This window comes from Polaromonas sp. P1_F6, from assembly GCF_056405695.1.
The window spans coordinates 585,928-598,918 of record NZ_JBFUBQ010000002.1; the positions used below are offsets into that span (position 1 = coordinate 585,928).

Genomic DNA, 12,991 nt, shown 5'->3' on the forward strand with positions numbered 1-12,991 from the left:
TCTGCTGATTCTCAGTGATTGTCGCGCGGCACGAAAGAGCCACGCTTGCCCACCAGAAAATCCAGGTCCACACCTTCGTCGGCCTGTAGCACGTGGTCGATGTACAGCTTCCAGTACCCCGAAGACAGCGGTGGCTCGGGTGCTTTCCAAGTGGTCATGCGCCTGGCAAGCTCTTCGTCGCTGACATGCAGGTGCAGCCTGCGGTTGGGCACATCGAGTTCGATGATGTCGCCGTTTTGCACCAGGGCCAGCGGTCCGCCTGCTGCGGCTTCAGGGGCTGTGTGCAATATCACGGTGCCATACGCTGTTCCGCTCATGCGGGCGTCGCTGATGCGGACCATGTCGGTGATGCCTTTGCGCAGCACCTTGGGCGGCAGCGGCATGTTGCCGACTTCGGCCATGCCGGGGTAGCCCTTGGGCCCGCAGTTTTTCAGCACCATCACGCAGTTCTCGTCGATGTCCAGGTTTTCATCGTCGATGCGTGCGTGGAAATCTTCAATGGTTTCGAACACCACGGCACGGCCCTTGTGCACCATGAGTGCAGGCGTGGCCGCGCTGGGCTTGATGACCGCGCCGCGCGGCGACAGGTTGCCGCGCAGCACGGCGATGCCGGCCTTGTCCTTGAAGGGCGTGGAGAGCGGCATGATGACATCGGTGTTGTAGTTTTCCGCATCAGCAATGTTCTCGCCGATGGTTTTGCCGTTGGCCGTGATGGCGCTGGTGTGCAGGTGCTGCGCGATTTCCTTCATCACGACAGGCAGGCCGCCGGCGTAACAGAAGTCTTCCATCAGGTATTTGCCGGAGGGCTGCAGGTTGACCAGGCAGGGCAGTTCGCTGGCCAGGCGGTCAAAGTCATCGACCGTCAGCTTCACGCCGATTCGCCCGGCGATGGCGATCAGGTGAATGACGGCGTTGGTCGATCCACCGATCGCGGCCAGTGTCTTGATGGCGTTTTCAAATGCTTCGCGCGTGAGGATTTTCGACAGCGTGAGGTCTTCGTGCACCATTTCGACGGCACGGCGCCCGGCCATGCGGGCCAGTACATTGCGCCTGCCATCCACCGCCGGGTATGCGGCGTTGCCGGGCAGGCCTATGCCCAGCGCCTCGACCATGCTGGCCATCGTTGATGCCGTGCCCATGGTCATGCAGTGGCCGTGGCTGCGGTGCATGCAGCTTTCGGCCTCAAAAAACTCGGCAAGTTTGAGCGTGCCGGCCCTTACCTGCTCGCTCATGCTCCAGACGCCGGTGCCGGAGCCCAACTCCTGACCACGCCATTTGCCACTGAGCATGGGCCCACCGCTGACACCCACCGTAGGCAGGTCGACGCTGGATGCTCCCATGACCAGTGAGGGAGTGGTCTTGTCGCAACCCATCAGCAGCACGACGCCGTCGATCGGATTGCCGCGAATGCTTTCTTCCACGTCCATGCTGGCCAGGTTGCGGTAGAGCATGGCGGTGGGGCGCAACAGCGTCTCGCCCAGCGACATCACCGGAAACTCGAGCGGAAAGCCGCCTGCCTCATAGACACCGATCTTGACCTGCTCTGCAATGGTGCGGAAATGCGAGTTGCAGGGAGTCAGTTCGCTGAAGGTGTTGCAGATGCCGATGACCGGACGGCCGTCAAACTGGTCATGTGGCACGCCCTTGCCCTTGACCCAGCTGCGGTAAGCAAAACCGTCGCGGTCTTGCCTGCCGAACCATTGCTGGCTGCGGAGTTCGTGGGGCAATTTTTTCTTGGCTGAATCGCTCATTCGGGAAAGTCCTTAATTTTCAAACATATTATCGTCATACCATTGATTCTAAATCTTAGTGAAAACCATGACCGCAGGAGTTCGCCCCTTGTCTGCCCCGCCATCCGGCCCTTCCGTCCGTCCGCATATCCTTGCTGTTGCCAAGCTCCCGCCCTTTCTGATGGAGCCGCTTCAGGCGTCCTTTGAGGTGCACGACAGGCTGCATGAAAGCGACCCGGCGGCCTTTGCCAAAGTTGCATCCCTCATACGCGGCGTTGCCGGTGGCGGCGAATCCAGGGTGCCGCGCGCATTGATGGACCAGTTGCCCGCACTCGAGATCATTTCCATCATGGGTGTGGGTTATGACGGCGTCGACGTCACCAGCGCACTGGAACGCCGTATCCCGGTGACGCACACCCCTGGGGTACTGAATGACGAGGTCGCCGACCTGGCCCTGGGTCTCATGCTGTCAGTGGCACGGCGCATACCGCTGGCCGACCGTTATGTGCGGGCCGGGCGCTGGGCGAAAGAAGGACCCATGCCGCTTGCACGCAAAGTCTCGGGTGCTCGCCTGGGAATTGTCGGGTTGGGGCGGATAGGTCAGGCTATCGCCAGCCGGGCTGAAGCCTTTGGCATGTCGATTGCCTACACCGGCCGCAGCGCCAAGCCTGAACTTGCTTACAGCTTTTACCCGACGGCACAGGCACTGGCTGCCGCGGTGGACTTCCTGGTGGTCATTACGCCGGGCGGAGTCGGCACCCGCCATCTGATCAATGCAGATGTACTGAAAGCGCTGGGCCCTGCGGGTTATTTGATCAATGTGGCGCGTGGGTCTGTTGTGGATGAGGCCGCTCTCGTGGGTGCATTAAAGAATGGCGTCATCGCCGGCGCGGGCCTCGATGTATTCGAGCAGGAGCCGCATCCCCTGGAGGCGTTGTGGTCCATGGACAATGTTGTGCTGACCCCGCACATGGCCAGTGCCACTGTGCAGACGCGCCACGCGATGGCCAATCTGGCGGTCAGCAATCTGCAGGCGCACTTTGAAGGGCAACCCCTCCTCACCCCTGTACCGGAATGGCATTGAAAGGGGTGCCAACGAGCCTTGGTGCTTCGGGTTTTCCATAGAAAACACTTCGGTTAAACATCATATGATAACAATGCGTCAAGGAACGCAGGCGCCGTTTTGCCAGCTAAACAATTAACCCGCAGAGGAGACAAGCCAAATGAGACTCAAGACAATCCTTGCCACCGCGATGGTCGCGGCAGGCCTGGTGACAGCCGGGCAGGCTGTGGCCCAGGAAAAGCTCACCGTCTGGTGGGTCAAGGGCTTTTACAAGGCCGAAGATGACGCACTTTTCGCTGCCATCAAGAAGTACGAAGACAAGCACAAAGGCGTCAAGATCGAGCTGTCGCAGTACCCGGTGCAGGACATGATCCCGAAAACCGTCGCGGCCCTTGATTCCGGCAGTCCGCCCGATGTGGCTTATGCCGACGTCTATGACTTCCAGGTTGCAGGCAAGTGGGCCTTTGACGGCAAGCTCGAAGACATCAGCAGCGTGATCAACCCCATGCGTGCGCGTTTTGCGCCCAACACGGTTGAAACCGCCTTTCTCTATAACGACGTCGCCAAGAACCGGGCCTATTACGCCTTTCCGATGAAGCAGCAGACCATGCACATCGAGTACTGGGTGGACATGCTCAATGAAGCCGGCTTCAAGGAGTCCGACATTCCTACCGGCTGGAAGGACTACTGGTCATTCTGGTGCGACAAGGTGCAGCCGGCTTATCGCCAGAAGAGCGGCAATCGCACCTTTGGTATCGGCCAACCGCTGGGCGTGGATTCGAGCGATTCCTTTTATTCGTTCCTGACTTTCATGGACGCCTACAACGTGAGTCTGGTCAGCGACAGCGGCAAGTTGCTGGTTGATGACCCGAAAGTCCGTGCCGGCCTGATCAGTGCGTTGACTGACTACACGCAGCCGTACGCCAAGGGCTGCACGCCACCGTCGTCCACCAGCTGGAAAGACCCGGATAACAATGTCGCTTTCCACAACAAGACCACCATCCTGACCCACAACGCCACGATCTCGATCGCCGCGAAATGGCTGGACGACATGAACAACGCGTCGCTCAAGCCCGAAGAGCGCGAGACCGCGAAGAAGAACTACACCGAGCGCATCCGCACGGCTGGCTTCCCAAACAAGCCCGACGGCAGCAAGATGGTTTACCGCGCCGCCGTCAAGGTGGGTGTGGTGTTCAACCAGGCCAAGAACAAGGCCCGCGCCAAGGAGTTCGTGTCCTTCCTGATGCAAGAGGAAAACCTGACGCCTTACGTGGAGGGCTCGCTGGGCCGCTGGTTCCCTGTGACCAAGACTGCGCAGCAGCGTCCGTTCTGGAAGGCCGATGCGCACCGCCAGTCGGTCTACAACCAGTTCATGAACGGCACGGTCAATTTTGAGTTCACCAAGAACTACAAGTTCACCATCCTGAACAATGAGAACGTCTGGGCCAAGGCGGCCAACCGCGTCATCAATGAAAAAGTGCCGGTGGACAAGGCTGTTGATGAAATGATTGCCCGCATCAAAACCGTGGCCAACTGACCTTTCGTTGACTGAAGAAAGCCGCGCTGCCCGGACTGGATCGCCCAGACGGGTGGCGCGCGTACCAAAAGCATGAGCACTGCAATCATCGACCAGGCCGGCCCCTCTTTGCGCGCAGAGCGCGGAGCCATGACTTCATGGGAGAAGTGGGGGCTGGTTCTTGTTATTCCCTATCTGCTGATATTTCTGGTTTTCGTTATTTACCCGGTAGGGTATGGCTTGTGGCTCGCACGCCATCCCGAGAGTTATGTCCGGCTTTTTGCCGACCCGATATTCTTCCGCTCGCTGGTCAATACCGTGGTGTTTATCGTCGTGGCGGTCAACGTCAAGATGGTGGTCGCGTTATTCCTGTCGGGTTTTTTCCTGAACACGCGCTGGTGGGTCAAGGGCTTGTCGGTCGTATTTATCCTGCCTTGGGCGGTGCCGTCGATTCCGACCATTCTGTCCATGCGCTTCATGCTCAACCCTGAGTGGGGTGTCATCAATACGCTCATTTACAAGATGACCGGCGTTGACGGGCCCAACTGGCTTAATGATCCGACGCTGGCGCTGTGTTTTTCGATGCTGGCCCACATCTGGAAGTCGTTGCCGTTCTGGACACTGATTCTGCTTGCCGGCCGTATGGCCATCCCGGCCGAGCAGTATGAAGCAGCGTCGGTAGACGGTGCCACCATCTGGCAGAAGTTCCGGTTCATCACCTGGCCGTCGATGCGCTCGCTCTACCTGACGTCGACCATCCTGTCGATGATCTGGACGCTGGGCGACTTCAACAGCGTTTACCTGCTCACGGGCGGCGGGCCCGCCGATCTGACCCATGTGCTGGCTACGCTCGGCATCCGCTATTTGCGCCTGGACCAGGTGGATCTGTCGCTGGCGTCCATTGTCGTGGCCCTTCCCCTCGTCTTGCCGCTGGTGTATTTCATGATGAAAAGGTTGTCCAAATGAGCCGCATCACACTTCGCAAGGTGAGTCGCGAGGCCAGACTGCTGTTGATCGGTATCCCGGTGCTGCTGTGGACGCTGATTCCGATCTACCACATGGTGCTGTTTGCAATTTCGCCAAGAAACGAAGCCACGACGGGGCGGCTCTGGCCTAAAAATCCCACATTGAGCAATTTCGAGACGGTGTTCTGGCAAAAGCATTTCTACCTCGACCACTTCTGGGTGCAACTGGGCAACTCGCTGGTGATCGCGCTGTCTGTGGGCGTGTTGACGCTGGTGGTTTCCACCACCGCAGCCTTTGCCATCAGCCGCCTCAAAGTGCGCGGAGGCCGCACGGTGATGAACATGGCGCTCTTCACCTACTTCATTCCCGCCGCTTTCCTGGCCGTTCCCATGTACAAGACCATGGGTAACTACGGCATGCTCAACCACCAGTGGTCGCTGATTCTGGCCATGGTGACCATCGCCTCGCCGTATTGCATCTGGGTGCTCAAGCAGGCCTCCGACAAACTGCCTTACGAACTTGACGAAGCGGCCAAGATGGACGGCGCTACGGCGATGCAGTTGTTTCGGCTGGTTTACCTGCCACTCATGGTGCCGTCGCTGGTGGCGGTTGGCACCTATGCGCTGCTGCTGGCCTGGAACGAGTATCTCTACGCCTTCCTGCTGCTGTCCAGGGACACCAGCGTGACGCTGGCGGTGGCGTTGGGCAATTTCCTGGCGGCCGACGATTCGCCCTGGGAACTGCTGATGGCCACCGGCCTGATTTACGCGCTGCCTCCGGCGGCTATCTATTACACATTCAAGCGCTACATGGTGTCCGGCCTGACGGCCGGCGCCGTGAAAAGCTAAACATGACCCCCACGCTTGTCACTTTGTGTACTGCGCGAGGCCTTGCAGGCCGCGGCTCGCGGGACGCTTCGCCTCTGTCGCCCGTCCAAGCCTGCGCAGGCAGGCTTGGAGCCGCGGGCTCCAGCCCCTCGGGGGTCGTAGCCGGCTTGGGGCGGCCCGGCGCTGGCTGGGACTCGGTCTTTATCAGGAAATAACGGGAATCTCATGGCATCTGTATCGTTTCGCAATATCGAGAAGGCCTTCGGCAAGGTCAAGATCATTCACGGCATCAGCTTCGACATCTCCGACGGCGAATTCGTCGTACTGGTGGGTCCGTCGGGCTGCGGCAAGTCCACGCTGCTGCGCATGCTGGCCGGGCTCGAGGAAATCAGCGGCGGTGAAATGTCGATTGACGGCAAGGTCATCAACGAGCTGGATTCCAAGGATCGCGATATCGCCATGGTGTTCCAGAGCTACGCCCTGTACCCGCACATGACGGTGCGCGACAACATGGCTTTCAGTCTGAAGCTGCGCAAGGCTGATGCCGAACTCACCAACAAGCGCGTCGGTGACGCCGCCCGTATCCTGAACCTGGACCCGCTGCTGGATCGCTTCCCGCGCGAACTGTCGGGCGGGCAGCGCCAGCGCGTGGCCATGGGCCGGGCCATCGTGCGCGACCCCAAGGTCTTCCTGTTCGATGAGCCGCTTTCTAACCTGGATGCCAAGCTGCGTGTGGCCATGCGTGCCGAGATCAAGGCCCTGCACCAGCGTCTGAAGACCACTACGGTTTACGTCACGCACGACCAGATCGAGGCCATGACCATGGCCGACCGCATCGTGGTGATGCATGACGGCATCATCGAGCAAATCGGCACGCCGCTCGAGCTGTTCGACCGCCCCGGTAATTTGTTCGTTGCGCAATTTATTGGTTCCCCGTCCATGAATGTGTTCAAGGGCGTTTTGCGCCAATCGGGCGGACAAGCCTGGGTGGAGGCGCAGGGACACCAGTGGCCCATTGGCACGATTTCGCAGGCGCGCGACGGCCAGCCGGTGCACTATGGTGTACGGCCCGGTGACATCTCGTTGTCGACAAGCGGGCAGGGCATTCCTGCAAAGGTGATTGTGGTGGAGCCTACCGGTGCTGAAACTGAACTTTTGCTCAATGTCGGTGGCGCCAACGTCATATTGGTGATGCATGGCCGAACAGCGGTGCGGCCAGACGATATCGTTCATCTCGAAATCGCGAACGGCAAGAGCCATGTCTTTGACGACGCTAGCGGTGCCCGTCTGGATTGAGGCGCAATGGCTGCAGGCATGTTCAGTCTTGATGGTCGACTGGCGCTGGTGACGGGGTCTTCCGGCGGCATTGGTTTTGCGCTGGCACGTGGTTTGGGTCAGGCCGGCGCCGCCGTGGTGCTTAACGGCCGCGACGGCCTCAAGCTGGAGCGAGCTGCAAACACGCTGCGAAGCGAAGGATTGATTATCCACACGCGCGTATTTGACGTGACCCAGGCATCGGCCGCGCAGGCCGCAGTAGATGACATTGAATCGTCAATAGGCCCTGTCCATATTCTGGTGAACAACGCCGGCATGCAGCGACGCATGGCCCTGCAGGATTTTCCGGCTGAAGATTGGCATGAGTTGATGCGCACCAACGTCGACAGTGTTTTTTTTGTCGGGCAGGCTGTAGCCCGAAAAATGATTGAGCGCCGCAGCGGCAAGATCATCAATATCTGTTCGGTGCAGAGCGAGCTCGGGCGGCCCAACATCGCGCCCTATATGGCCAGCAAGGGTGCGGTCAAGATGCTGACCAAAGGCATGGCGATTGACTGGGGGCCCTATGGCATCCAGGTCAATGGCTTGGGCCCCGGCTACTTCAAGACCGAATTGACGGAAAAGCTGGTGGCCGACGAGCAGTTCAGCGCCTGGCTTACCGCGCGAACGCCCAGCAGGCGTTGGGGAGAAGTGGCGGAACTGGCCGGCGCGGCCGTGTTCCTGGCCAGCGATGCCTCCAGCTTTGTCAATGGCCATGTTTTGTATGTCGACGGCGGGGTGACGGCGACGCTGTGAAGCCGCCGCCTGCCCGCCCAACCAGGGAGAAACATCATGCGTGGACTTGTCTGTCATGCACCCCTAGACCTGCGTCTTGACGCGCTGGATACCGAACACCTGGGTCCGAAGCAGTTGCGGGTACGGGTGGCGTTCGGCGGCATCTGCGGCTCCGACCTGCACTACTTCCAGCACGGCGGCTTCGGCACGGTGCGTATCAAGGAGCCCATGGTGCTGGGCCATGAGGTATCGGGCGTGGTCGAGGCCGTGGGCAGCGAGGTCAACGGCCTGCGCGCCGGCCAGCGCATCGCAATTTCACCGTCCCGGCCTTGCGGTGTTTGCCGCTTCTGCCAGCAAGGCCTGCACAACCATTGCATGGACATGCGCTTTTACGGCAGCGCAATGCGCTTTCCGCACATCCAGGGCGCTTTCCGCGAAACCCTGGTCATAGAGGCCGCCCAGGCGCATCCGGTGGCTGATGACCTTCCCTTGTCCGAGGCCGCGCTGGCCGAGCCCCTGTCGGTGGGCTTGCACGCCATTTCGAGGGCCGGCTCGGTGTTCGGCAAGCAGGTGCTGGTCACCGGCTGCGGACCCATAGGCGCCTTGCTGATCGCCGGCCTGCGCCGCGCGGGCGCGGCCCGCATCGTCGCAGCCGACATTGCCGAGCTTCCCCTTGCCTGTGCCAAAAAAATGGGCGCTGACCAGACCATCAACCTGGCCCAGGAACCCGACGCCCTGGCGGCCTTCGCCGCCGGCAAGGGGCAGTTCGATGTGATGTTCGAGGCCTCGGGCAATGAGAAAGCCCTGGTCGCCGGCCTGGATGTGGTGGCGCCGCGCGGCGTCATCGTGACGGTGGGTCTGGGTGGCAATATCTCCCTGCCGCTCAACACCCTTGTCGCCAAGGAGCTGGAGTTGCGCGGCACCTTCCGCTTCCATCCTGAATTCGCCGTGGCGGTGGCCTTCCTGAATCAGCGGCTCATCGACGGGCGGCCCGTCATCACTGACATCGTCGCCTTCGACCAGGCCACGCATGCCTTTACACTCGCCGGCGACAAGCGCCAATCCATGAAAGTGCAAATCGCCTTCGGCGGCGAAACTTCATGAGGCGCCTGCTTTTCACATCCATTCACCGGAGTCCCTTGTGACCGTTTTCCCCAAAGTCATTCTTTACACCGATACCGACGGTCGGGCCAAATTCCGGGATGAGACGATCCCGCTTGGCGAAGGCTCGCCGCAGGCCATGCTGTCCACGTTGTTTGCTTCGGGCGGTTACCAGTTGCGCCACAGCCCGCCGGGGTTTCGCAGCCAGTTCCATTGCACGCCGAACCCGCAGTGGGTGTTCATCCTGGGTGGCGAGATGGAAATCGGCCTGCAGGGCGGCGTTTCCCGCATCTTCAAGCCGGGCCAGCATTTCTACTCGGCCGACGTGTTGCCGACCGGCGCCACCTTTGACCCGGCCCTGCACGGCCACTGGAGTCGCCAGGTCGGGCCGGACCCGCTGGTCACGCTGTTTGTGCGGGGTTAAGGCAACACCATGGCCACCATGAAAAACGTCCACGGCAACACGGTTGACCACATCGGGGAAGCCATTGTCGCGGGGCGTTATGCCGCAGGCATGTCTATGCCACCGGAGCCTATTCTTTGTGAAGAGCTTGGCGTGAGCCGCACGGTGGTGCGCGAAGCGGTCAAGTCGCTGATCGCCAAGGGCCTTGTCACCACCGGGCCCAAAGTGGGTACCCGCGTGCTGACCGAGGAGCACTGGAATTGGTTCGATCCCGACGTCATCGCCTGGAAGGCCAAGGCCGGCATCACACCCGAATTTTTGCGTGACCTGCTTGAGTTGCGGCGCCTGGTGGAGCCTGCTGCCGTACGCATGGCAGCCGAGCGGGCAACAGCCGCAGAAGTCGCTGAAATCGAGGATGCCTATGCAGGCATGAAGCGTGCCATTGAAGGCGGCGGCGACTATGTCACCTATGATCTGCGCTTTCATCAGGGACTACTGCGGGCCGCCCATAACCGCATGCTCGTCCAGATGAGCAAAGCCTTGAGTGCGCTGCTGCGTACCAGCTTTGAGATTTCCACGAGCCGCAAGGACGGGCCCAAGCTTTCACTCCCGCTGCATCGTGCCGTGCTGGACGCCGTGATTGCACGCAACCCGGCAAAAGCTGAAAAAGCGATTCTGGTGTTGATTGACGGTGCGCGCGAGGATATCGAACTGGTGCTCGGCTCGCGGCGCCGTTTGCCCAAGCTGAGCGACCCGGCCAAGCAACTGAAAGCTGCCTGAACAGACCCTAGCGTTGCTGCATCTCGCCCGACAGCACCACGTGTTGGCCCCGGCGAACGGCCACTTCTTCAACCAGCGTACGTGCGACGCTTTCCGCTGAAACGGACTGGTAGTTGGCAGGGATCACCCTGCTTAGGAGCCGGCTCAGGCCGAGTGCGATTTTTTCACCGGCGCGCGGCGCCTGGCCCAAAGACTCGCGCTCACCCGCCAGGAATGAGGGCCGCACCACCACCAGAGTGGAAAAGCCCAGTAGTGCGAGTGCTTCTTCCGCTTCGCCTTTAACGCGCGTGTAGAAGAGGGCGGAGTGCGAATCAGCGCCCATGGCACTGACCACACCCAGCCGTGTAGCGCCGGCAATTCGGCCAGCGCGGGCTACGGCCAGCACGGCGTCGAAATCCACGGCCCTGAAAGCTGCCTGGCTGCCGGCCGTTTTGATCGTGGTGCCCAGTGCAATGAAGACATCATCGACTGGCGGCGCCGTGAAGTCCGCGAATGAATCGGTCAGGTGCACGGCCAGCCGTGCGTCGTGCTGCGCAGGCGCACGGCGGCCTACACAGTGAACCGCCGAATAGCGCTTATCGGCCAGTAAACGAGCCAGGACCGCCTGGCCGACGAGGCCCGTTGCCCCGGCCACCAGCGCCACCCGAACCGCCGCCACCGCCGGAGCGGTTGCCGCCCCGGTAGTTGCCGCGGTTGCCGCCTGTGGGCTGGCCGGAGGATGGGAAGCCGGAGGAGGCGTGGCTGGCAGGTTGCTGGTTGTCGAAGTCATTGCGTGGCTCCCTTGACTCGTTGCGGGGCGCGCGCGGCTGCTGGTCGTCGCGATGGCGCGGCGCCTGGGCCTGCCGTGGCGGCTGACCGTTCTGCGAATAACCGGAAGCCTGGCGCGGCTGGCCGGGGTTGGGGGTGCGCGGGCCGCGGCCGCCGCCATTTCCTCCGCCATTGCCACCGCCGGCGGGGCCGCGTCCACGGGCGCCGCCGTTGCCGCCCCCGTTGCCACCGCCTGCGCCGCGCGCGGGCTGTGCCCCCTTGGTATCGCGGATGCGCTGCATCATTTCAGTACGGGCTGCTTTGGCGGCAGCCTGCATCACGTCGCGGCTAGGCGGCTTGCCCAAGCCGCCCCAAATGGTCTGGCGACCCATGGCCAGCGGCTCGGCGCGTTCACCGGGTTCCGCTTCAAAGCCGGGGACGATGACTTTTTCGATGTTCTGCTTGGTGAAGCGCTCGATGTCCTGCATGAAGCCTTCTTCATCCAGGCAGACCAGGCTGACGGCTTCGCCGCTGTTGCCGGCGCGGCCAGTACGGCCGATGCGGTGCACGTAGTCTTCGCTGACATTCGGGATTTCGTAGTTCACGACGTGCGGCAGCTCGTCGATGTCAATGCCGCGGGCGGCGATGTCAGTGGCCACCAAGGCGCGAATCGTTCCGCTCTTGAAATCGGCCAGGGCCTGGGTGCGGGCGGTCTGGCTCTTGTTGCCGTGCAGCGCCATCGCGGGGATGCCGTTTTTGGTCAAGTGCTCGGCCACGTTGTTGGCGCCAAACTTGGTGCGGGTGAACACCAGCACCTGGCTCCAGTTGTGCTCGTTGATGATGTGGGTAAGCAGCGCTTTTTTCTTGGCTCGCCCGACGGGATGGATGGTCTGCGTGATGCGCTGCACCGTGGTGTTGCGCGGCGTGACCTGGATGGATTCGGGGTTCTTCAGCAGGCCGTTGGCCAGTTCACGGATTTCGTCGCTGAAGGTCGCGCTGAACAACAGCGATTGTTTCTGCTTGGGCACCAGGGCCAACACTTTTTTGATGTCGTGGATAAAGCCCATGTCCAGCATGCGGTCGGCTTCGTCGAGCACCAGGATCTGTACCTGGCTCAGGTCCAGCGTGCCCTGGCTCGCATGGTCCAGCAGGCGGCCGGGAGTGGCGACCAGGATATCGACGCCGCGGCGCAGTTTTTCAATCTGGGCGCCCATGCCGACGCCGCCGAACATCACCATGGAGGTGAGGTCGGTGTATTTTCCGTAGGTGCGGACGCTTTCTTCGACCTGGGCCGCGAGTTCGCGGGTGGGGGTCATGATCAGGGCGCGTACGGCGTTGACGCCGCGGCGGTTGGTCAGGCGCGCTTCGGTGGACAAGCGCTGCAGCAAGGGCAGCGTAAAGGCAGCGGTCTTGCCGGTGCCGGTCTGGGCGCCGCCCAGCAGGTCGACGCCCTTGAGCACGGCGGGGATCGCCTGGGCCTGGATGGGGGTGGGGGTGTCGTAGCCCTGCTCGAGCACGGCCTTCAGAATGGCCGGAGCCAGATTCAATTCTTCAAATGTCATGATGTTGCGCCTGTGTGGCGCTTTAGATCGGCCTGTTGGGCGCCTTGTTGAAAGGCAAACCCGCCAGTCAAAGGCAGATGGGGTCAGAAAGTGGGCCCTAAACATTACGTTTTACATCGTAAGCAGCCACTTGAAGCGGTACCCGGATGTGCCCAAATGTTGAAGGCAACTGGAGCCAGCAACGCCTGTATTGTCGCACAGCAACGATAATGGAGGCATTCACGCATAAAACACGCTTTGCCAAAAG

Annotated in this window: 12 protein-coding genes; 9 read left to right on the forward strand and 3 right to left on the reverse strand. The window is 61.3% G+C overall.

The genetic code is table 11. The features are described 5' to 3' along the window. Positions 1–11: 11 nt before the first annotated feature. Complete coding sequence (locus AC1DY9_RS08645) at positions 12–1,751, reverse strand: IlvD/Edd family dehydratase (protein WP_457279265.1); 1,740 nt, start codon at positions 1,749–1,751, stop codon at positions 12–14. Positions 1,752–1,818: 67 nt separating this feature from the next. Between AC1DY9_RS08645 and AC1DY9_RS08650 the strand changes: the two genes are divergently transcribed. The 9 genes from AC1DY9_RS08650 (at position 1,819) to AC1DY9_RS08690 (ending at position 10,435) form a co-directional block, all read left to right on the forward strand. Then, on the forward strand, positions 1,819–2,814 hold the full coding sequence (locus AC1DY9_RS08650) for a 2-hydroxyacid dehydrogenase (RefSeq protein ID WP_457279264.1): 996 nt from the start codon (positions 1,819–1,821) through the stop codon (positions 2,812–2,814). A 139-nt stretch (positions 2,815–2,953) separates the two neighbouring features. After that, positions 2,954–4,330, forward strand: a complete 1,377-nt coding sequence (locus tag AC1DY9_RS08655; RefSeq protein ID WP_457279263.1) for an ABC transporter substrate-binding protein — start codon at positions 2,954–2,956, stop codon at positions 4,328–4,330. A gap of 72 nt (positions 4,331–4,402) precedes the next feature. Beyond that, entirely contained in the window at positions 4,403–5,275 is an 873-nt protein-coding gene (locus AC1DY9_RS08660) for a carbohydrate ABC transporter permease (RefSeq protein ID WP_457279262.1), read from the forward strand. After that, a complete protein-coding gene (locus AC1DY9_RS08665; protein ID WP_457279261.1) occupies positions 5,272–6,123 on the forward strand; it encodes a carbohydrate ABC transporter permease in 852 nt (283 codons plus the stop codon). Before AC1DY9_RS08660 ends, AC1DY9_RS08665 begins: the two co-directional genes overlap by 4 nt. Before the next feature lie 204 nt (positions 6,124–6,327). Then, positions 6,328–7,398, forward strand: a complete 1,071-nt coding sequence (locus tag AC1DY9_RS08670) for an ABC transporter ATP-binding protein (protein WP_457279260.1) — start codon at positions 6,328–6,330, stop codon at positions 7,396–7,398. Between the two features lie 18 nt (positions 7,399–7,416). After that, positions 7,417–8,172, forward strand: coding sequence for an SDR family oxidoreductase (locus AC1DY9_RS08675; protein ID WP_457279259.1), 756 nt, complete (start codon positions 7,417–7,419; stop codon positions 8,170–8,172). Positions 8,173–8,208: 36 nt separating this feature from the next. Further along, on the forward strand, positions 8,209–9,255 hold the full coding sequence (locus tag AC1DY9_RS08680; protein ID WP_457279258.1) for an L-idonate 5-dehydrogenase: 1,047 nt from the start codon (positions 8,209–8,211) through the stop codon (positions 9,253–9,255). Between the two features lie 37 nt (positions 9,256–9,292). Then, entirely contained in the window at positions 9,293–9,676 is a 384-nt protein-coding gene (locus tag AC1DY9_RS08685) for a cupin domain-containing protein (protein WP_457279257.1), read from the forward strand. Between the two features lie 9 nt (positions 9,677–9,685). Beyond that, positions 9,686–10,435, forward strand: coding sequence for a FadR/GntR family transcriptional regulator (locus tag AC1DY9_RS08690; protein ID WP_457279256.1), 750 nt, complete (start codon positions 9,686–9,688; stop codon positions 10,433–10,435). Between the two features lie 7 nt (positions 10,436–10,442). On the opposite strand, the gene AC1DY9_RS08695 is transcribed toward AC1DY9_RS08690, so the two are convergent. Next, on the reverse strand, positions 10,443–11,069 hold the full coding sequence (locus tag AC1DY9_RS08695) for a Rossmann-fold NAD(P)-binding domain-containing protein (protein WP_457279255.1): 627 nt from the start codon (positions 11,067–11,069) through the stop codon (positions 10,443–10,445). After that, positions 11,011–12,744, reverse strand: coding sequence for a DEAD/DEAH box helicase (locus tag AC1DY9_RS08700; protein ID WP_457279254.1), 1,734 nt, complete (start codon positions 12,742–12,744; stop codon positions 11,011–11,013). Before AC1DY9_RS08700 ends, AC1DY9_RS08695 begins: the two co-directional genes overlap by 59 nt. Positions 12,745–12,991 lie beyond the last annotated feature (247 nt).

Bases quoted from the DNA above. Each gene is read 5' to 3' on its own strand.
- AC1DY9_RS08700 (WP_457279254.1), bottom strand. From the start codon at position 12,744: ATGACATTTGAAGAATTGAATCTGGCTCCGGCCATTCTGAAGGCCGTG.
- AC1DY9_RS08675 (WP_457279259.1), top strand. From the start codon at position 7,417: ATGTTCAGTCTTGATGGTCGACTGGCGCTGGTGACGGGGTCTTCCGGC.
- AC1DY9_RS08690 (WP_457279256.1), top strand. From the start codon at position 9,686: ATGGCCACCATGAAAAACGTCCACGGCAACACGGTTGACCACATCGGG.
- AC1DY9_RS08645 (WP_457279265.1), bottom strand. From the start codon at position 1,751: ATGAGCGATTCAGCCAAGAAAAAATTGCCCCACGAACTCCGCAGCCAG.
- AC1DY9_RS08670 (WP_457279260.1), top strand. From the start codon at position 6,328: ATGGCATCTGTATCGTTTCGCAATATCGAGAAGGCCTTCGGCAAGGTC.
- AC1DY9_RS08650 (WP_457279264.1), top strand. From the start codon at position 1,819: ATGACCGCAGGAGTTCGCCCCTTGTCTGCCCCGCCATCCGGCCCTTCC.
- AC1DY9_RS08655 (WP_457279263.1), top strand. From the start codon at position 2,954: ATGAGACTCAAGACAATCCTTGCCACCGCGATGGTCGCGGCAGGCCTG.
- AC1DY9_RS08680 (WP_457279258.1), top strand. From the start codon at position 8,209: ATGCGTGGACTTGTCTGTCATGCACCCCTAGACCTGCGTCTTGACGCG.
- AC1DY9_RS08665 (WP_457279261.1), top strand. From the start codon at position 5,272: ATGAGCCGCATCACACTTCGCAAGGTGAGTCGCGAGGCCAGACTGCTG.
- AC1DY9_RS08660 (WP_457279262.1), top strand. From the start codon at position 4,403: ATGAGCACTGCAATCATCGACCAGGCCGGCCCCTCTTTGCGCGCAGAG.